Origin of the sequence: Acidovorax sp. Root70 (genome assembly GCF_001428225.1) — a bacterium.
Classification (GTDB): domain Bacteria; phylum Pseudomonadota; class Gammaproteobacteria; order Burkholderiales; family Burkholderiaceae_C; genus Acidovorax.
Window position 1 is genome coordinate 73,640 of the sequence record NZ_LMHQ01000005.1, and the last position, 19,058, is coordinate 92,697.

Sequence of the window (19,058 nt, forward strand, 5' to 3'; positions counted from 1 at the left end):
GCTGTCACCCACGGGGTGCCCCGATGGGGCTTACGCCTTCTCGGCCACCACGAGCTTGAGCAGCTCTGCCCCTTCGGTCACCTGGTCGCCGGGTGCGTACAGCAGCTCCTGCACCACGCCATCAGCGGGCGCTGCAATCGTGTGCTCCATCTTCATGGCTTCCATCACCGCCAGCGGCTGGCCCTTGGTCACGGCATCGCCCGCCTTCACGGCAAACGACACGACCTTGCCGGGCATCGGGGCAGTCAGGCGCCCGCCTTCGGCCGCTGCCTCTCCCGCGTGGGCCAGCAGGTCGATGGAAGTGATCTGCGTGGCGCCTAGCGGGGTGAAGACATGGTCCACCTCGCCCTGCGCATACACGGCGGCGCGTGTGCGCTGGCCGGCAAACTGCAGCTCAATGCCGCCGGGAATGGCCGCAAACACCAGCGGACCGGCCACGGCAGCGTCGCCCTCTCCGACTGCCAAATGCAGGCTGCCACCACGCTCGTACGTCAGCCAGGCCTTGGCATGTGCACCACCAAAATCGAACTCGAACCGGCGCTGCACCACACCATGGGTGTGGAAGCCATCGCGGCGGCTGAACGGGTCGGCGGCTTCGCTGGCACGCTCTTGCAACAGGGTCTGGGCAATGGCGGCAGCCGCAGCCAGCGGCAGGCCGACCGGCTCCTGGTGGAACAGCACAGCCTGCTCGCGCGGGATCAGCGCGGTGTCGAGCTTGGCCTGCGCGAATGCAGCCGTCTTCGCCACGCGGCGCAGGAACTGCACGTTGGTCGCCAGACCCACGATATGGGTCTGGGCCAGCGCTTCGTCCAAGCGCGCCAGGGCTTGCTCGCGCGTGTCGCCATGCACGATGAGCTTGGCCACCATGGAGTCGTAGAACGGGCTGATCGCGTCGCCCTGGCGCACGCCGGAATCGACGCGGACCGCGACACCTGTGTCGCTCACATTCGCTCTTTCAAACGTCACGCACTCCGGCAGAGCGTACACATTGAGCGCGCCCGTGGCGGGCAGGAAGTTGTTGTCGGGGTTTTCGGCGCAGATACGCGCCTCGATGGCATGGCCGGTGATGCGCAGGTCTTCCTGCCTCAAAGGCAGCGGCTCGCCGGAAGCCACGCGCAGCTGCCACTCCACCAGGTCCAGGCCGGTGATGGCCTCGGTCACGGGGTGCTCCACCTGCAGGCGGGTGTTCATCTCCATGAAGTAGAACTTCATCTGCTCGGGCGCGTCGTAGCCGCCGGGCTGCTCGACGATGAACTCCACCGTGCCCGCGCCCACGTAATTTACGGCGCGTGCGGCAGCCACAGCGGCCTCGCCCATGCGGGCGCGCAGCTCGGGTGTCATGCCGGGGGCGGGGGCTTCCTCCAGCACCTTCTGGTGGCGGCGCTGCACCGAGCAGTCGCGCTCGAACAGGTACACGCAGTTGCCGTGCGTGTCGCCAAACACCTGGATCTCGATGTGGCGGGGACGCTGCACGTATTTCTCCACCAGCACCGCGTCGTCGCCAAAGCTGTTGATGGCTTCGCGCTTGCAGGAGTCGAGTGCCGCAGCGAAGTCCTCGGCCTTGTCCACCGCGCGCATGCCCTTGCCGCCGCCGCCTGCGCTGGCCTTGATGAGCACGGGGTAACCAATGCGGTCGGCCTCGCGTTGCAACATGGCTGGGTCCTGGTCCGCACCGTGGTAGCCGGGCACCAGGGGCACCTGGGCCTGCTCCATGAGGCGCTTGGACTCGGCCTTGAGCCCCATCGCATTGATCGCACTGGCGGGCGGGCCGATGAAGACCAGGCCCGCGTCGGCACAGGCCTTGGCGAAGTCTTCGTTCTCGCTCAGAAAGCCGTAGCCCGGGTGGATGGCCTGCGCGCCCGTGGCCTTGGCCGCGTCGATGATGCGCTCCCAGCGCAGGTAGCTGTCCTTGGGTGCACTACCGCCGATGTGCACGGCCTCGTCGCACACGGCGACATGCTTGGCGCTGGCGTCGGCATCGGAGTACACGGCGACGGTCTTTACGCCCAGGCGTTTGGCGGTGGCCGCGACACGGCAAGCTATCTCGCCACGGTTTGCAATGAGGATCTTTTTGAACATGTTTAAGCCACCTTGGCAGAACCAGAAAAGAAAGAAGACAAGCGCCGCACCACGGCGCGCAGAAACTTGAACAGCACCACCAGCAGCAGCACCGACACCGCCACCATCACCACCAGCGCGATGCCAAAGGCCACCGGGTGCTGCGTGGCCATCCACACCACGGCCACCACCAGGCCGTCTTCAAAGAACGACAGGCCCCAGTTGGAAAACGGCTCGGGCGAGGTGTTGACCGCAGCCCGCGTGGTCATCTTGGTGGCCAGAGCGGTGGCAGAGAGAGAGCCCCCCAGCAGCCCCGCCACCACCGCCATCGTGGCGTTGTCGGCGCCAAAGACGCCGTACGCCAATGCGGCCCCTGCGGGTACGCGGATGAAGGCATGCACCGCATCCCAGGCGCTGTCCACCCAGGGCACCTTGTCGGCAAAAAACTCCACCATCAGCATGCAGCCGCTGACCATCAGCACCAGCGGGTGCTGCAACATGGCCAGGCCGGGCGGCAGGGGCATCCAGCCCAGCACCCCCATCATGCCGACCAGAAACACCACGGCATACAGCCGGAACCCGCTGGCCCAGCCCAAGGCGGCCGCCAGGGCCAGCAGGCTGGGCATGTCGAGCCGCGCAGTGGCCGTTGCCGCCGCATCACCCACGGCCCGCGCGGTGCCGCCATCGACATGCAACCCCAGCGTGTGGAGCCACTGCACGATGTTGAACCAGAGGGTGTCCATGGCCTACTGGTACCGGTCAGCCCAGCCAGTTCGGCTTGCGCTTGTTGAGGAACGACTGCACGCCTTCCTTGCCTTCATCGCTGGCGCGGATGTCGGCAATGCCCTGCACCGTGGCGGCGATCAGGCCCGCGTTGATCTCGCGCTCGGCCACATCCATCACCAGCTTCTTGCAAACGCGCACGGCGTTGGGGCTGGCGCTGGTGAGGGCCTTGAGCAGTTCATCCATCTTGGCATCGAGCTGGTCGGCAGCCACCACCTCGTGCACAAAGCCAATGCGCAGCGCCTCAGCCGCGCCAAAACGCTCGGCGGTGAGGAAGTAACGGTGCGCAGCGCGCGCGCCCATGGCGCGGATCACATAAGGGCTGATGGTGGCGGGGATGAGCCCCAACTTCACTTCGCTGAGGCAGAAGCCCGCCGTGTCCACCGCCACCGCCATGTCACACGCGGCCACCAGGCCCATGCCGCCGGCGTACACGTCGCCCTGCACGCGGGCGATGGTGGGCTTGGGGCATTCATAGATCACGCGCAGCATCTCGGCCAGCTTGTCCGCGTCGGCGATGTTTTCGCCCTGCGTGTAGTCGGCCATGCGGCGCATCCAGTTGAGGTTGGCGCCTGCACAGAAAGCAGGCCCCTCGGCCGCCAGCACCACAGCGCGCACATCGGCGCGCCCGCCCACATCGATGAAGGCGGCGGTGATCTCGGCAATGACCTCGTCGCTGAACGCGTTACGAATCTCGGGCTGCGTGAGCGTGATGCGCGCCACCGCGCCGGTATGGGTGATGGAAAGATTCTGGCTGCTCATGGCTTGGACGGGTTTTGCAGAAAGTAGACGAGGTCCAGCTCGGGGCAAGGCTGGCCCAGCGCGGTCAATGCGGCGGTGATCTGGCCCCGGTGGTGCGTACCGTGGTTGAAAACATGGGCCAGCGTGGCCGCAAACGGCAGCGATGCCGCGGTGCCACGCATCGTGGTGTAGTCGAGGTTGTCGTTCCAGCGGTCAGGAGAGAACGACGCGATCAGCGGTGCCCAGCGGGCGGCCCCTTCCCGCAGTCGGGCATCCAGCCGCGCACGGTCGCTCTCCAGTTCGGCGTCCAGCGCCACCTTGGGCGAGATGCCTTCGGCAAAGCGCACGAACCACAGATGGTGCTCGCCCACCAGCAGGTGGTTGAGCGTGCCGTGGATGCTTTTGAAAAACAGGCCCACATCGCGCCGGTAGTCACCGTCCGGCAGCGCCCGCACGGCATCAAGCACGCGCGCCGTGGCCCACACGTTGTAGCGTGCCAGCTGGGTGAAGTGGGCAACAGCGTCCATCGCAGCTCCTGGTTCTGGCTCTGGCGGGTTACATCCGGAACAGGCCGAACTTGGTGTCTTCGATGGGTGCATTGCGCGTGGCGGCCAGCCCCAGCGCCAGCACGCGGCGGGTGTCGGCGGGGTCGATCACGCCGTCGTCCCACAGGCGTGCCGTGGCGTAGTAGGGGTGGCCCTGGTCTTCGTACTGGCGGCGGATGGGGGCCTTGAAGGCTTCTTCCTCCTCCATGGTCCACTGCCCGCCCTTGGCTTCGATGCCGTCGCGCTTCACCGTGGCCAGCACGCCAGCGGCCTGCTCGCCGCCCATCACGCTGATGCGTGCGTTGGGCCACATCCACAAGAAGCGGGGGCTGTACGCACGGCCGCACATACCGTAGTTGCCTGCGCCAAAGCTGCCGCCGATGATGATGGTGAACTTGGGCACGCTCGCCGTGGCCACGGCCGTCACCATCTTGGCGCCGTTGCGGGCAATGCCTTCGTTCTCGTACTTGCGGCCCACCATGAAGCCGGTGATGTTCTGCAGGAACACCAGCGGAATCTTGCGCTGGCAGCACAGCTCGATGAAGTGCGCGCCCTTGAGGGCCGACTCGCTGAACAGGATGCCGTTGTTGGCGATGATGCCCACGGCCATGCCTTCGATGCGCGCGAAGCCCGTGACCAGCGTAGTGCCGTAGCGCGCCTTGAACTCATCGAACTCGCTGCCGTCCACGATGCGCGCAATGATCTCGCGCACATCAAACGGCTTGCGCGTGTCCACCGGGATCACACCATACAGCTCTTCTGCTGCAAATTTAGGAGCTGTTGGCGCATGATCTGCGGGCGCCTGCGGCTTGTTTTTATTCAAATTGCGCACGGCATTGCGTGCCAGCTGCAGCGCATGCATGTCGTTCTGCGCCAGATGGTCGGCCACACCCGACAGGCGGGTGTGCACATCGCCGCCGCCCAGGTCCTCGGCCGTCACCACCTCGCCGGTGGCGGCTTTCACCAGCGGCGGACCGCCCAAAAAGATGGTGCCCTGGTTCTTCACGATGATGGACTCGTCGCTCATTGCGGGCACATAGGCGCCGCCCGCAGTGCAACTGCCCATGACCACCGCGATCTGGCTGATGCCCATGGCGCTCATGTTGGCCTGGTTGAAGAAGATGCGGCCGAAGTGATCGCGGTCAGGAAAGACCTCGTCCTGGTTCGGCAGGTTGGCACCGCCCGAGTCCACCAGGTAGATGCAGGGCAGATGGTTCTGCTGCGCCACCTCTTGTGCGCGCAGGTGCTTCTTGACGGTGAGCGGGTAGTAGGTGCCGCCCTTCACCGTGGCGTCGTTGCACACGATCATGCAGTCCACGCCACTCACGCGGCCAATGCCCGCGATGAGCCCCGAGCAAGGCGCATCGTTGTTGTACATGTTCAGCGCGGCCAGCGGCGCGAGTTCGAGGAACGGCGTGCCGGGGTCCAGCAGCATCTGCACGCGCTCACGCGGCAGCAGCTTGCCGCGTGCAGTGTGCTTGGCGCGGGCGGCTTCCCCACCGCCCTGAGCGACCTTGTTGAGCTGGGCGCGCAGGTCATCCACCAGCGTGCGCATGGCGGCGGCATTGGCCAGAAAGTCCGCCGAGCGGGCGTTGAGTTGGGTGTCGAGAATGGTCATACGGTCTTGCTCTTTCAAGCGGTTTTCTGTTCTTCCAGACCCAGCTGGTCCTTCATCTCGTCGCGGATCTTGAACTTCTGGATCTTGCCCGTCACCGTCATCGGGAAGCTGGTGACAAAGCGGATGTAGCGCGGCACCTTGTAGTGCGCAATCTGGCCCTTGCAGAAGGCACGGATGTCGTCTTCGGTGGGCTGGGTGCCGGGCTTGGCGATGATCCAGGCGCAGAGTTCTTCGCCGTACTTCTGGTCGGGCACGCCCACCACCTGCACGTCCTGCACCTGGGGGTGGCGGTACAAAAACTCTTCAATCTCGCGCGGGTAGATGTTCTCGCCGCCACGGATCACCATGTCCTTGATGCGGCCGACGATGTTCACATAGCCCTCGGCGTCCATGGTGGCCAGATCGCCGGTGTGCATCCAGCCGCCTTCATCAATCGCCTCGCGGGTCTTGGCATCGTCGCCCCAGTAGCCGTGCATGACGGAGTAGCCCTTGGTGCAGAACTCGCCGCGCTGGCCGACGGAAACGATGGCGCCGGTGTCGGGGTCCACGATCTTCACCTCTAGGTGCGGTTGCACCTGACCCACGGTCGATACGCGCTTGTCCAGCGGCGTATCGGTGCTGCTCTGGCAGCTCACGGGGCTGGTCTCGGTCATGCCGTAGGCAATGGTGATCTCGCGCAGGTTCATCTGCTCCACCACGCGTTTCATCACCTCGGTGGGGCACGGCGAGCCCGCCATGATGCCGGTGCGCAGCGTGCTCAGGTTGAACTCGGCAAAACGCGGATGGTCCAGCTCGGCAATGAACATGGTGGGCACGCCATGCAGGCCGGTGCAGCGCTCGTCCTGCACCGTCTGCAGCACCGTGATCGGGTCAAACCCGTCGTTGGGATACACGATGGCAGAGCCATGCGTGAGGCAGGCCAGATTGCCCAGCACCATGCCAAAGCAGTGGTACAGCGGCACGGGGATGCACAAACGGTCTTCGGGCGTGAGCTTCATGCACTCGCCAATGAAAAAGCCGTTGTTCAAAATGTTGCGGTGCGTGAGCGTGGCCCCCTTGGGGAAACCCGTGGTGCCGCTGGTGAACTGGATGTTGATGGGGTCGGTGGCCTTCAGCGTCGCTGCAATGGGTGCAAGGCGCGGGTCGGCCGCGTTGCCGCGTGCCAGCAGGTCGGTAAAGCGCATCAGGCCGGGCTCGTCGGCGCCCTGCCCCGCCTCATCGATCCACACCACCGTGTTCAGATGGGGCAGCTTCACAGAGCCCAGTTGCCCCGGCTGCTGGTGGTGCCATTCGGGCGCCAACTCGCGCAGCATGCCCAGGTAGTCGCTGGTCTTGAAGCGGGCCATGGTCACCAGCAGCTTGCAGCCCACCTTGTTGAGCGCGTATTCGACTTCGGACGTACGGTAGGCCGGGTTGATGTTGACCAGCACCAGGCCCACCTGTGCGGTGGCCAGCTGCATCAACACCCATTCGGCATTGTTGTGCGACCAGATGCCCACGCGGTCGCCGGGGGTGAGTCCCATGCCCAGCAGCGCGCTGGCCAGGCGATGGGCTTCGGTCTGCAACTGGGCGTAGGTGTAGCGGCGGCCCTGGTGCACGCTGACCAGCGCCTCGCGCTCGGGCTGGCGGGCCACCATGTCGGCAAAGAAGGCGCCGATGGTCTGCTCGATCAGGGGAACATCGGTAGCGCCACGGGCGTAGCTGTCTACCAGCGGTGCGGATTGTGTTGCGGCTGCACTCGTCACGGGGTTGTCTCCTCTGTCATCCGGCCCTGCGCGCATGGCGGGCGATGTGCAAGCATAGGAGCCCACGCCCCGGCCGGGTTGCCACAATGGTTGCAAATCGTGCCACGGCTGGCACACTCTGCAGCGTGAAACCGTCCATCCAACCCGCCAACCACTTGTCCGCGCCCGCCACAGCCCCTGCCGCCACGCCCATCGCCTTCGTGCGGGCCATCGCTCTGGCCTATGAACGGCGCGGCATGAGCCCCGAACGCGCCCTGGCCCAGGCACAGATTGCGCCGCAACTGCTGCAAGATGACAGGGCACACATCACCGCCTGGCAGATGGAGCAGATCTCCGACGCCGCCATGCAAGAGCTGGACGACGAAGCCCTGGGCTGGTTCAGCCGCCGACTGCCCTGGGGCAGCTACGGCATGCTGGCGCGCGCGAGCATCAGCTCGCCCACGCTGCAGGTGGCCCTGGCCCGCTGGTGCCGCCACCACGGTTTGCTGGCGGACGACATTGCGCTGCACCTCACCACCAGCGGCGACACCGCCACCCTGGCCATCACCGAAGCCCGCGACCTGGGTGCACTGCGCGAGTTCTGCCTGGTGTCGGTGCTGCGCAATGCCCATGGCCTGGCCTGCTGGATGGTGGACTCGCGCATCCCCCTCATCGCTGCCGAATTTGCGTTTGATGCCCCGCCGCATGCCGATGCGTATGCCGTGCTGTTCCGTGGCCCCGTCACCTTCCATGCACCGCGCACCGCCATTCACTTCGACGCCCGCTACCTGCACCTGCCCCTGCGCCGCGACGAACAGGCCCTGCGCCAGATGCTGCAGCACGCCCTGCCCCTGACGGTGCTGCACTACCGCCGGGACCGCCTGCTGGTGCAGCGCGTGCGCCAGTTGCTGGCCGCGCCCCTGCTCGGCCAGCCCGCCCACGCCCTGCCCCAGCACAGCGCCGAATCACTGGCCGCGCTGCTGCACGTGTCGCCGCGCACGCTGCACCGGCAGTTGAAGGAAGAAGGCGCCACGCTGCAGGGCCTGAAAGACGAGGTGCGCCGCACCCGCGCGGTGGAGCTGCTGCACCGCACGCAGCGGCCCATCAAGCAGGTGGCCGAGGCCGCGGGGTTTGAGAACGAGAAAAGTTTTATCCGGGCGTTCCGGGGGTGGACGGGACAATCGCCAGCGGAGTTTCGGAGGGCGGTGCGGGTGTAGGGGCAAAAAGCAGGGGGGCTTTGCTCCAGAACGCCGCCATCTCCGGCATCCCCCCATTTCGGGATACTCGCAAAGCTGCATTTATAATACCCTACCCCCCTATGTCATTTTTCGAACCCCGATGAGTCACACCATCCAACAAAAATCCAAACTGCTGGCTCGGGTGCGTCGCATCCGGGGGCAGGTCGAAGCCCTGGAGCGCGCGCTCGATGCAGAAAAAGGGTGCGCAGACATCCTTCACCAGATTGCAGCCGTGCGCGGCGCCATGGGTGGGCTGATGACGGAGGTGCTTGAACAGCATGTGTACACCCATATCGCCAGTCCAGAGATCGCCAGCGACGCCGAGCGCGCGCAGGGCGCCCATGAATTGGTCGATGTTTTGCGTGCCTACATCAAGTGAGAACGACTGTGCATACCGAAAATCTTTCCCGCTGGGTCCACGACCATGTGTTCGACACCGGCAACGACGCCGCTGAACGCAGCACGCGCGTGGTGATGTGGATCACCGCCGTCACCATGGTGATCGAGATAGCCGCCGGATGGTGGTTCAACTCGATGGCGCTGCTGGCAGACGGCTGGCACATGAGCTCCCACGCAGTGGCGATTGGCCTGTCGGCCGTGGCTTATGGGACCGCCCGGCGATATGCGCGAGATCCGCGCTTTGCCTTTGGCACCTGGAAGATCGAGATCCTGAGCGGCTTTGCCAGCGCCATTTTCCTGCTGGGTGTGGCAGCCATGATGCTGGTCGGTTCGGTGGAGCGCATCGTCTCGCCGCAGCCGATCCGGTACAAGGAGGCCATCGTGATCGCCCTTCTCGGGCTGGTGGTCAACGTGGTCTGCGCACTGATTCTGGGCAAGGCGCATCACCATGGGCACGGCCACCAACACGGGCATGCACATGACCACCACGGGCACGACCATGGACACAGCCACGGTGGCCACCACCACGACCTCAACCTCAAGTCGGCCTATCTCCATGTGATCGCCGACGCCGCGACATCGGTGCTGGCAATCGCAGCGCTTGTAGGCGGCTGGATCTTCGGCTGGTCGTGGCTCGACCCCGTGATGGGCGTGGTCGGCGCGGTGCTGGTCGCGGTCTGGGCCAAGGGCCTCATCGCCGATACAGGCAAGGTGCTGCTGGACCGCGAGATGGACCACCCAGTGGTCGACGAGATTCGCGAGGTGGTGGAAACAGCGCCGGATTCGGGCGACACAAAGATCACCGACCTGCATGTCTGGCGGGTGGGCAAGCAGGTGTATTCATGCGCGATGACTGTGGTCACCCACGATCACCAGCTCACACCGGCAGGGGTGCGCGAACGCTTGTCGGTGCACGAGGAAATCGTCCACTCGACCATTGAAATCCACTATTGCCTCGATGAGCTGCACGCCGGCCAGCCGCCGGGTGACGCGCCGTCTGGGCAGCACCTTGTTACCGGCTAAGCTGCGGGCAGCCCTCAACCGTTCAAACCCTCCCCATGCTCCATCTGCACCACTGCGTCAGCGCCCGTTCCTTCCGCCCTCTGTGGATGCTCGAAGAGCTGCAGCTGCCTTACCAGCTCCACATGCTGCCCTTCCCACCGCGCGCCAAGGCCCGGTGGTTTCTGGATGAGAACCCGCTGGGCACGGTGCCGCTGCTGGTGCAGGGCACTGCACCGAACGAGGTGCGCATGACCGAATCGGCCGCGATGTGCCAGTACCTCGCGGGCACACACCCCGACGCGGGGCTGGACGTGGCACCTACGCACCCGGCGTACGGCGCTTACCTGAACTGGCTGCACATGAGCGATGCCACGCTGACCTTTCCGCAGACGCTGGTGCTGCGCTATGGGCGCTTTGAGCCCGATGCGCGCAAGCAACCGCAGGTGGTGGAGGACTACAGCCGCTGGTTTCTGGCACGGCTGCGGGCCGTGGAAGCGGCGGTGGCGCACAGCGAATACCTGTGCGCAGGCCGATTCACGGCCGCAGACGTGGCTGTCGGGTATGCACTGCTGCTCGCGCAGCACCTGGGCTTGAACACACAGTTTGGGCTGGCCACCCAGGCCTATTGGCAGCGGCTGCAGTCACGGCCTGCCTACCAGCGAGCCATGGAGGTGCAGGTAAGGGCGGCAGAGGAGCAAGGGGTGCCCACCACCCCCGCGCCCGATACGCAGCCCTGAACGCACGCGTGGACCTTGCCGGGCTGCGAACTAGGCTCAGAGCAATGACAGGGAGGTGCCCGGCACCTCGGCGCTTTCGCGCAGGTGCTGCAGTACGGCAGAGCCCATGGCGCGGGTGCCAACGCGCAGGTTTTCTGGTGTTGCAGCATCTGCAATGTCGGCCGTACGCCACCCGCTGGCGAGCGCCCGGCGAACAGCCTGCTCCACCCGGTCTGCCAGGTCTGGCCGCGCCAAGGCGTGCCGCAGCAGCAGGGCGGCCGCGCGGATGCAGCCGATGGGGTTGGCGCGGTCTGTACCCGCGATGTCCAGCGCCGTGCCATGCCCCGCCTCAAAGAGCCCCCGGGTGCGACCCGGCTCACCATCCCCCAGCAGCGCAGACGCGGGTAGGCCGATGGAGCCAGTAAGCACCGAGGCCAGGTCGCTGAGGATGTCGCCAAACAGGTTGCCCGTCAGCACCACATCAAAATCCTGGGGGCTGGCCACCAGGGCCATGGCGGCGTTGTCGGCGTACAGGTGGCGCAGCTGCACATCCGGGTAGTGCGTGCGGCCCACTTCGGTCACGACCTCACGCCACAGGCGCGAGGTTTCCAGCACATTGGCCTTGTCCACGCTGGCCAGTTGCCCGCGCCGGGCGCGTGCCGCACCAAAGGCCACATGCGCCACGCGCCGCACCTCGCCCGCCGCATAGCGCATGGAGTCAAAACCCTCGGCATCGCCCGCAAAAGGGCCGATGGCGGCCACCCGTTGGCCCTTGGGCAGGGCCGTGTACACGTCGCCGTCCAGTTCGCGCACGATGAGCACATCCACGCCTTGCACCCGCTGCGTCTTGAGCGGCGACAGCATCGCAACCGTGGCGTCGATCTGGATATGGCGCAGACTGGCATACAGGCCCATGCCGCGCCGCAGCCCCAGGATGGCCTGCTCGGGCCGCAGCGCGCGCGGCAGATGGTCGTGGTGCGGGTCGCCCACGGCGCCAAACAGCACGGCATCGGCCGCGCAGGCTGCTGCCAGCGTGTGGGGCGGCAAGGGATGGCCGTGGGCATCGCAGGCCACCGCGCCCACAGGGGCTTCCACGGCGTCAAAGTCAAAATCCGGCCCGCGCAGGGCCTCCAGCACACGCCGGGCCTGCGCCAGCACCTCGGGCCCGATGCCCTCGCCGGGCAGGAAGGCGATGCGGTGCACGGCGGGTCAGTCTTTCACTGCGCCGGACCGGCGCACCAGGTCGGCGTGTTTGGCCAGCTCAGCCTTGAAGAAGGGCTCGGCGCTCTCCGGCGGGGAGCCCACCGGAGCGATGCCCTGCGCGGCCATGATGTCCTGCACCTCCTTCTGCGCCAGCGTGGCCTTCACGTCCTGGTAGAGCTTTTGCACCTGGGCCTTGGGCAGGCCGGCCGGGCCGATCAAGGCGATCCATGCATCAAAGCTGTAGCCCGGCAGCCCTGCCTCGGCCAAAGTGGGCACCTCGGGCAGCACCTGCGAGCGCTGGGTGGTGGACACGCCCAGCGCCTTCAGCCGCCCGGCCTTCACGTGGGGTGCGGCGGCCGTCACCGACAGAAAAGCCAGGTGGATCTGCCCGCCAATGAGGTCCGTGGTCAGCGGGCCCGTGCCCTTGTAGGGGATGTGGGTGAGGAAGATGCCGCCCTCGCTCTTGAGCAGCTCGGCCGCCAGGTGCAGCACGCTGCCATTGCCAGCCGAGCCGTAGTCCACCTTGCCGGGATTGGCTTTGGCATAGGCCACCAGGTCCTTGAGGCTTTTGACCGGCAGCGCATTGGTGGCCACCAGCACCAGCGGCACCGTGCCGACCACGGTGATGGGCGTGATGTCCTTGAGCGTGTCGAAGGGCATGCTTTTGTAGATGGCCGGGTTGATCACGTGGTTGGACGAGACCAGCGCCAGGGTCTGCCCGTCCTTGGGCGCGCGCACCAGCTGGGCCGTCCCCGAGACGCCGCCCGCACCTGCAATGTTCTCCACCACCACCGGCTGGCCCAGCGCACGCGCCAGCGGCGGTGACAGCGCTCGGGCCAGCGTGTCCACGGTCGAGCCCGTGGTGAGCGGAACGATCACCCGCACGGGCTTGTCGCCCTGCGCATGGGCCAGGGTGCCAGCCGCCGCCAGCGCGGTCAGCAGCAGGGCCCGTCGACCCAGGGTTGCCAATGGAAAAAGGTTCATCGTTTGTCTCCTGTCGTTGTTCATGGGTGCCTGGCCTGCAGATCGGCAAAGGACAGCAGTTCGCCCGCAATTGCGCTGGCCACCACCGTGGGCGGGCTGGCCAGCCAGACGGGGCCCGGGCCGCCCCGGCCCGGAAAGTTGCGGTTGATGGCGCTCACCGTGACCTGGTCGGCGGTGGTGGACGAGCCCGGCCCGCAGTTGCCGCACGCCCCGCAAGACGGCTGAAGCATGCGCGCGCCGACCTGCTCGAACACCGGCATGTAACCGCGCGCCACACAGTAGTCGCGCACGGCCGTGGTGCCGAACTGCAAAAACAGCTGCACATGCGGCGCCACGCGCAGGCCGCGCTGCGCGGCCCACTGCAGCACGCCGTGGTACAGGTCGAAGTCCTCGCGCTTGCCCGCCGTGCACGAGCCCCCGTAGGCGATGTGCACCGTAACGGCCCCGGCCAGATCGGCCAGCGGCAGACCATTGCCCGGGTCGCCGGGGCGCGCCAGCATGGGCGTGAGCGCCGTGCAGTCCACCGTAATGGTTTGCGCGTACCGGGCCCCGGCGTCGCTGTGCATCCAGGGCTCGATCGTGAAATCCACCCCGCGCCGCTCGCGCAAAAAGTGCACCGTTTCGGCATCGGGCGCCACGATGCCGGTAAAGCCACCCAGCTCGGCCGTCATGTTGGTCAGGGTGGCACGCTCGTCAGTGGACAGTGCCGCCACGGCCGGGCCACAGAACTCGAACACCTTGCCCAACCCGGCACCCGCACGGATGGCCGGCAGCGCCAGCAGGTGCAGCACGATGTCCTTGGCCGTCACGCCAGCGGGCACCGCACCATCGAGCACGATGCGCAGTTGCTCGGGCACCGTGAGCCGCACCGCGCCCGTCACAAAGGCATTGGCCATGTCCGTCGTGCCCACACCAAAGGCCACGCAGCCAAGCGCGCCGCTTTGCGGGGTGTGCGAATCGGTGCCCACCACCACCTGGCCGGGCAGCGCGTAGTGCTCGGCCATCATCGCGTGCGAGATGCCTGCGACGTTGCTGCCATCGTCCCTGCGGGCCTCGTCCTCGGTGAGGGTGCGGTGCATGCGCAGGCCAAAGCGCCGGGCAAAGGCGCGCTGCGCTGCACACATGGCGAGCACGTTGGGCACCAGGCCGGCCCGCACGTGGGTCGCGCTTTCGTGCACGTAGGAGGTGTGGTCCTCGAACACCACGATGGACTCGGGCCCGTTCAGTGCCAGCGATGCACCGAACTCCGCGCCCAGCATGTGGGCGGCCATGCCGGTGTAGTACTCGTGGATGAAGCGCCAGTCGGCCTGCACAAAGGCGCCGTCGCCGGGCGCGGCATGCGCAGCGGTCAGTTCGGTGGCCAATGCGTGGCGGGCGATGATCTTCTCGAACAGCGTGCGCGGCGCAGCGCCGCCCTGTCCCGCCTCGGCCACGGGCGCCACGCCCTGCATGAAGCGCTGGCCAAAACGCAGCAGCCCGCCACTGCGCAGGATGGCGGCCGCCAGCGCATCGCGGCCCGCCACCAGTTCGTCGATGGCGATGGCCTCGCCACGCTGGATGCGCTCGATGAGGCCAAAGTCGGTGGAGGTGAACAGGCCGATGTTGTCGGCGTTCTGGCGGTAGATGCGCTCAAAGCTCTCGGCCACCACCAGGCGGATGCCCGCCAGTTTTTCTGCGGCGGGGCTGTGCTCGCGCGAGGAGCCCTTTCCATAACGTTTGCCTGCCACCGTGACCTGAAAGCCCCCCTGACGCACCGCATCGGCCACGATGGGCAGGCCGTCGCCCGCCCTGAAGCCCGTGTACGGGTACCGGCCCAGCTGCGCGTCGTAGTGGGTGAGGATGGGCAGCGGCGTGATCTCGTCGGTGGAGACATCGTCGCGCAGCGCGCCGGCCGCCCCCGGGGTGAGCGCTGCGCCGCCCATCTGCCGTTGCATCACATCGGCGGACTGGCTGAGAAAAAGGATGCGGCCGTCAAAGCGGACCGAGCTGGCATGGGCTTGCATGCCTGCATGATCGGCCGACGCCCAACGCAGGCCAAGCGCCAATGCAGCACAGGGGGTCTCGCAAAAATCGCGATCCGGGTTATCCCGCGGGCCCACTCCAGCTGTCGATGACGGCCTGCACCGAGCGCAGGCGCGGCGTCTTGCGCAGCGCATACAGGCACAGCTCACGGGCGGCCCAGTCCTCCTGCAGCGGACGGCGCACAAAATGGCGGCTGCCCGCATAGGCGGCCGCCGCGCTCTGGGGCACGATGGCAATGCCCAGGCCCGCTTCGACCATGCGGCACACGGCGTCGAAGCTGCCCACGGAGACGGCCATCTGCAGGCTGCGCCCAGCGGCCAGGGCCTGGGCATGCACGAAGCGGTCCAGCGAGCCCCCGGCCCGCACGCCGATCAGTGGCCACTCGAGGGCCTGGGCAAAACCCACGGCACTGCGCCGGGCCAGCACGTGGCCACGCGGCAGCACCACCAGCAGCGGGTCGCTGGCGAAATGCCAGCGCTCCATGCCTGCGGGCACATCCATGCACACCCCAACGCCCACGTCGGCATGGTCGTCCAGACAGCTGCGCACCACCTCGGGCGTATCCAGCTCCTTGAGCGAAACATGCAGGGCCGGATGCCGGGCCAGCAGGGTCTTGAGCCGTTCTGGCAGGAAGCCGACCACCGCTGAGGTGTTGGCCGCCACACGCACCGTGCCCGCCACGCGGCCATCGAGCGACTGCACCTCGCGTGCGAGCTGCTGCAGCCCCTGGTCGATCTGCTGCCCACGCTCAAACACCAGGAGCCCCGCCTCCGTCAGCTGCACGCCGCGCGGCGAGCGCACCAGCAGCGGCGTACCAAACGCATGCTCCAGGTCCGTCAGGCGACGGCTCAGCGCCGACGGCGCAATGTGCTCGCGCGCCGCAGCTCGCACGATGGAGCCCTCTTGCGCCACAGCGGCGAACAAGCGCAGGCTGTAGGCATCGACGCGGCGGGTCATGGCGGTCCGGCTCAGCAGCCCAGCAGGCCCGGCAGCTCGGCCATGCTGCAAAACACATGCTGCGCTCCCGCGGCCCGCAGCGCGGCGCCATCGTCCAGCGGCGCGTAGGCAAACACGGTGGCCCCGGCGGCCACGCCCGCAGTCACGCCGGTCACCGTGTCTTCGACCACCGCACAGCGCGTGGGCGCGGCCTGCAGCGCAGCAGCAGCGGCCAGGTACACGTCGGGCGCGGGCTTGGTGGCGGGCATCTCGTGGCCGCTGAAGATGCGGCCCGCGAAGTACGGCGCCAGGCCCACCTTGGCCAGCTGCATCTCGACCTTGAAACGATCAGCCCCCGAGGCGCAGGCAATGCGCCCATCGTGGTGGGCGTGCACACGCTCGACCGCACCGTGGATGTGCTCGATGGCGGTGAGCTGCGCCTCCAGCGCGGCATTGCGGCGCGCGTAGAAGGCCGACATCCATTCGTCGGTCAGCGGGCGGCCCGTGTGGTGCTCAATGCGCGCGGCCTCGCTGCGCACCATCTTGCCGATGAAGAGGCGCATGCACTCTTCGGGCGTCAGCACCCACCCGGCCTCGGCCAGCATGTCGCGCAGAACGCCGTTGGTGATGGGCTCGCTGTCCACCAGCACACCATCGCAGTCAAACAGGATTGCTTCAAATTTCATAGCTATCAAGGCATATTTATCTAGCGTATGGAGCAGTTTTGGCTTGGATTTCAGCCCTGCTGGTCTCCATCGACGTAAAACCACTGCCCGCCCTCGCGCACAAAGCGGCTGGTCTCGTGCAGGCGCACGGCACGGCCGCCCACACGGTAGCGGGCCACGAACTCGACCACGGCATGGTCGGCATCGGTGATGACGTGGCGGCGCACGTCCAGGCCCAGCCATCTGGCACCAGCGTCGAAGTCGAGTGCTGCCGGGCGCGTGCTGGCATGCCAGGTGGTCTGCAGGTAGTCGGCCCGCTCGCACACAAAGGCGGTGTAGCGCGACCGCATGAGGCTTTCTGCATCCGGGGCAGCGATGGCATCCACCCCAGGTGCGGCCAGGTAACGGCCGCAACAGCGGGCGAATGGCAAGGGGGCAGCGCTTTTGCCCTTGCTGCCGCCAGGGCCCGCAGGCGCCAGGCGCCCGCAGGGGCAAGGGTCGGTGGGCCGTGGCAAAGACATCGCGGCAGCCCCTCAGCGCAAGGCGCCAAACACCTTGCGTGCGATGGCGCTGCCGGCGCCTGCCGGGTCCTGGCGGATGCGGCGTTCTTCCTCACCGATCATGAAGTACAGGCCATCCAGCGTCTTGCCGGTGACGTAGTGCGCCAGGTTGGCGTCCTCGGCCTTCAGCAGGCCAAAGCTCGCAGCCTTGCCCGCGAAGGCGTTGTACTTTTGCGTGAGGCCGACCTTTTCCGTGGCCTGGTTCACCACCGGCAAGAAGCGCTGGCCCAGCGGCGCCCGGGTCTTGTCGGCAAAAAAGGCCGTCACCGAGTTGTCGCCCCCGGTGAGGATGTTCTTGGCGTCGGTCACCGTCATGCTCTGCACGGCGCCGACCAGCAAATCCTTGCCCATGGGAACGGCCGCCTCGGCGGCACGGTTGATGGACACCACCAGCTCATCGATGCGCTTGCCCTGGCCCAGGGACTTCATCACCTTGGCAGCGTCGTCCAGATAGCCGGGCAGGCCAATGCGCACCTTGGGGTTGCTCAGAAAGCCGTCGTTGCGGCCCAGCAGCGACACCGCCGCTTGCGCGCCCTGGGCCAGCGCCGCCTTGAGTCCGCTGGAGGCATCGGCGTTGCTCAGGTCTCCCAGCGACAGGGCCCAGGCGTGTTGCGCAGTGGCGCACAGCAGAGCCCCGGCGAGGCTGGCTTGGGTGAATTGGCGGCGTTGCATGGATCGGTTCTTTCGTTGGGGACGGCAGATGGCGCCCGCGGGCGGCCACTGCGGTGCGGACGGACTGCACGGGGGACTGTGCGGGATTTTCGCTCAGGGAATCGACGGCGCGCCGCAGGCCGTAGACTGCCTCCTACCCAAGCATCCAACAAGGAACCTTGCAATGTGGCAAATGAGCGTGCCGTGGTGGGAGTTTGTGCTGCGCGGCGTGGTGGTGTATCTGTTCTTGCTGGTGTTCATGCGCCTGTCGGGCAAACGGCAGACGGGGCAGTACGAGCCGTTTGATCTGATCCTGCTGCTGATCCTGTCGAACGCCGTGCAAAACTCGATGAACGCGGGCGACAACTCGCTGGTGGGCGGGCTGATCTCGGCCAGCACGCTGATGCTGATGCATGTGGTGCTGGCGCGGCTGGCGTTCCACTTCCCGCGCATTGGACGCTGGGTGGACGGCAAGGCCCAGGTGCTGATCCACCAGGGCGAGCTGAACCAGACGCTGATGCGCAAGGAGCTGCTGACCCGCGAGGACGTGGAGGCCGCGCTGCGCGCCGGGGGCTGCCTGCACGCCCATGAGGTGGAGCGCGCCACCATCGAGACCAACGGGCAGATCACCGTGGTGCTGCGCCGCCGGGGCGGTGGAGACTGAGCGACGGTCCACCGTACGCCCTGCCAAAGCACCCCCTTCACAAACATCGATCCATCTGCTTTCTGCCACCTGCCAACCGCAACCCGATATGACTGCACTGAACGTTCTGGGCACCTTGCTGATGCCCTGCTCCTACGACCCACTGACAGGCTACTTCCGCGACGGCTGCTGCAACACCGATGAGCATGACCACGGCACGCACGTGATCTGCGCCCGCATGACGCAGGCGTTTCTGGACTTCTCGCTCGCGCGGGGCAATGACCTCATCACGCCCCGGCCGGAGCATCGGTTTGCGGGGCTGCGGCCCAACAACCGCTGGTGCCTGTGCGCCCTGCGCTGGAAGGAGGCCTACGAGGCGGGCGTGGCGCCTCCGGTGATCCTGGAGTGCACCCACGCCCGCGCGCTGGAATTTGTGACGCTGGCGCAGTTGCAAAGCGCTGGCTGATCGCTGCGGCGACGCGGGCTGGTGCGCGGCCCGCCACATGGGGCACCACCACGGCACCGGTCGTCTGCCCGCGGTACACCGCCCGTCCAGCCGTCGCAGGCCGC

The 19,058-nt window shown here is 66.9% G+C and carries 19 protein-coding genes; 6 read left to right on the forward strand and 13 right to left on the reverse strand.

The annotated features are described in order from the left end of the window. Positions 1 to 30 precede the first annotated feature (30 nt). Genes ASD94_RS04050 through ASD94_RS04075 form a run of 6 tightly spaced genes read right to left on the reverse strand, consistent with a single transcriptional unit; the run spans position 31 to position 7,490 of the window. A complete protein-coding gene (locus ASD94_RS04050; RefSeq protein ID WP_056638995.1) occupies positions 31 to 2,079 on the reverse strand; it encodes an acetyl/propionyl/methylcrotonyl-CoA carboxylase subunit alpha in 2,049 nt (682 codons plus the stop codon). A 2-nt stretch (positions 2,080 to 2,081) separates the two neighbouring features. After that, complete coding sequence (locus ASD94_RS04055) at positions 2,082 to 2,801, reverse strand: DUF4126 domain-containing protein (protein WP_056638998.1); 720 nt, start codon at positions 2,799 to 2,801, stop codon at positions 2,082 to 2,084. 16 nt (positions 2,802 to 2,817) lie between these two features. Next, positions 2,818 to 3,603 carry an enoyl-CoA hydratase/isomerase family protein gene (locus ASD94_RS04060; RefSeq protein WP_056639001.1) on the reverse strand — a complete coding sequence of 262 codons (786 nt, stop codon included), beginning with the start codon at positions 3,601 to 3,603 and terminating at the stop codon, positions 2,818 to 2,820. Continuing rightward, positions 3,600 to 4,109 (reverse strand): DinB family protein, encoded by a 510-nt coding sequence (locus ASD94_RS04065; protein ID WP_056639005.1) that lies wholly within the window; start codon positions 4,107 to 4,109, stop codon positions 3,600 to 3,602. Before ASD94_RS04065 ends, ASD94_RS04060 begins: the two co-directional genes overlap by 4 nt. Positions 4,110 to 4,137: 28 nt before the next feature. Then, a complete protein-coding gene (locus ASD94_RS04070; protein ID WP_056639008.1) occupies positions 4,138 to 5,745 on the reverse strand; it encodes a carboxyl transferase domain-containing protein in 1,608 nt (535 codons plus the stop codon). 14 nt (positions 5,746 to 5,759) lie between these two features. Beyond that, positions 5,760 to 7,490 carry an AMP-binding protein gene (locus ASD94_RS04075; RefSeq protein ID WP_200954180.1) on the reverse strand — a complete coding sequence of 577 codons (1,731 nt, stop codon included), beginning with the start codon at positions 7,488 to 7,490 and terminating at the stop codon, positions 5,760 to 5,762. A gap of 86 nt (positions 7,491 to 7,576) precedes the next feature. Between ASD94_RS04075 and ASD94_RS04080 the strand changes: the two genes are divergently transcribed. The 4 genes from ASD94_RS04080 (at position 7,577) to ASD94_RS04095 (ending at position 10,845) form a co-directional block, all read left to right on the forward strand. Continuing rightward, positions 7,577 to 8,686 carry an AraC family transcriptional regulator gene (locus ASD94_RS04080; protein ID WP_235510561.1) on the forward strand — a complete coding sequence of 370 codons (1,110 nt, stop codon included), beginning with the start codon at positions 7,577 to 7,579 and terminating at the stop codon, positions 8,684 to 8,686. Between the two features lie 121 nt (positions 8,687 to 8,807). Continuing rightward, positions 8,808 to 9,086, forward strand: a complete 279-nt coding sequence (locus tag ASD94_RS04085; RefSeq protein ID WP_056639011.1) for a metal/formaldehyde-sensitive transcriptional repressor — start codon at positions 8,808 to 8,810, stop codon at positions 9,084 to 9,086. An 8-nt stretch (positions 9,087 to 9,094) separates the two neighbouring features. Then, positions 9,095 to 10,129, forward strand: a complete 1,035-nt coding sequence (gene dmeF / locus ASD94_RS04090) for a CDF family Co(II)/Ni(II) efflux transporter DmeF (RefSeq protein WP_056639014.1) — start codon at positions 9,095 to 9,097, stop codon at positions 10,127 to 10,129. Between the two features lie 35 nt (positions 10,130 to 10,164). Further along, positions 10,165 to 10,845: a glutathione S-transferase family protein gene (locus ASD94_RS04095; protein WP_056639017.1), complete on the forward strand. Its 681-nt coding sequence runs from the start codon at positions 10,165 to 10,167 to the stop codon at positions 10,843 to 10,845. 36 nt (positions 10,846 to 10,881) lie between these two features. Here the strand turns inward: ASD94_RS04095 and leuB are convergent, their stop codons facing one another. The 7 genes from leuB to ASD94_RS04130 form a co-directional block, all read right to left on the reverse strand. Then, positions 10,882 to 12,027 (reverse strand): 3-isopropylmalate dehydrogenase, encoded by a 1,146-nt coding sequence (gene leuB / locus ASD94_RS04100; protein WP_056639020.1) that lies wholly within the window; start codon positions 12,025 to 12,027, stop codon positions 10,882 to 10,884. Between the two features lie 6 nt (positions 12,028 to 12,033). After that, positions 12,034 to 13,011 carry a tripartite tricarboxylate transporter substrate binding protein gene (locus ASD94_RS04105; RefSeq protein WP_056639023.1) on the reverse strand — a complete coding sequence of 326 codons (978 nt, stop codon included), beginning with the start codon at positions 13,009 to 13,011 and terminating at the stop codon, positions 12,034 to 12,036. Positions 13,012 to 13,031: 20 nt separating this feature from the next. Beyond that, entirely contained in the window at positions 13,032 to 15,014 is a 1,983-nt protein-coding gene (locus tag ASD94_RS04110) for an aconitase family protein (protein WP_056639088.1), read from the reverse strand. A gap of 79 nt (positions 15,015 to 15,093) precedes the next feature. Beyond that, the gene (locus tag ASD94_RS04115) at positions 15,094 to 15,990 is read right to left on the reverse strand and encodes a LysR family transcriptional regulator (protein WP_056639025.1); all 897 of its coding nucleotides are present in this window, start codon (positions 15,988 to 15,990) and stop codon (positions 15,094 to 15,096) included. Between the two features lie 11 nt (positions 15,991 to 16,001). Further along, positions 16,002 to 16,655 (reverse strand): HAD family phosphatase, encoded by a 654-nt coding sequence (locus tag ASD94_RS04120; protein WP_056639027.1) that lies wholly within the window; start codon positions 16,653 to 16,655, stop codon positions 16,002 to 16,004. 50 nt (positions 16,656 to 16,705) lie between these two features. Next, positions 16,706 to 17,155 carry a YchJ family protein gene (locus tag ASD94_RS04125; RefSeq protein ID WP_056639030.1) on the reverse strand — a complete coding sequence of 150 codons (450 nt, stop codon included), beginning with the start codon at positions 17,153 to 17,155 and terminating at the stop codon, positions 16,706 to 16,708. 12 nt (positions 17,156 to 17,167) lie between these two features. Beyond that, positions 17,168 to 17,866 (reverse strand): DUF4197 domain-containing protein, encoded by a 699-nt coding sequence (locus ASD94_RS04130; protein ID WP_056639033.1) that lies wholly within the window; start codon positions 17,864 to 17,866, stop codon positions 17,168 to 17,170. A 163-nt stretch (positions 17,867 to 18,029) separates the two neighbouring features. On the opposite strand from ASD94_RS04130, the gene ASD94_RS04135 reads away from it, so the two are divergent. Together ASD94_RS04135 and ASD94_RS04140 are read left to right on the forward strand one after the other, a co-directional pair. Beyond that, the gene (locus ASD94_RS04135) at positions 18,030 to 18,509 is read left to right on the forward strand and encodes a DUF421 domain-containing protein (RefSeq protein ID WP_056639036.1); all 480 of its coding nucleotides are present in this window, start codon (positions 18,030 to 18,032) and stop codon (positions 18,507 to 18,509) included. An 88-nt stretch (positions 18,510 to 18,597) separates the two neighbouring features. Further along, the gene (locus tag ASD94_RS04140; protein WP_056639038.1) at positions 18,598 to 18,954 is read left to right on the forward strand and encodes a DUF2237 family protein; all 357 of its coding nucleotides are present in this window, start codon (positions 18,598 to 18,600) and stop codon (positions 18,952 to 18,954) included. The last annotated feature ends 104 nt before the right edge of the window (positions 18,955 to 19,058 follow it).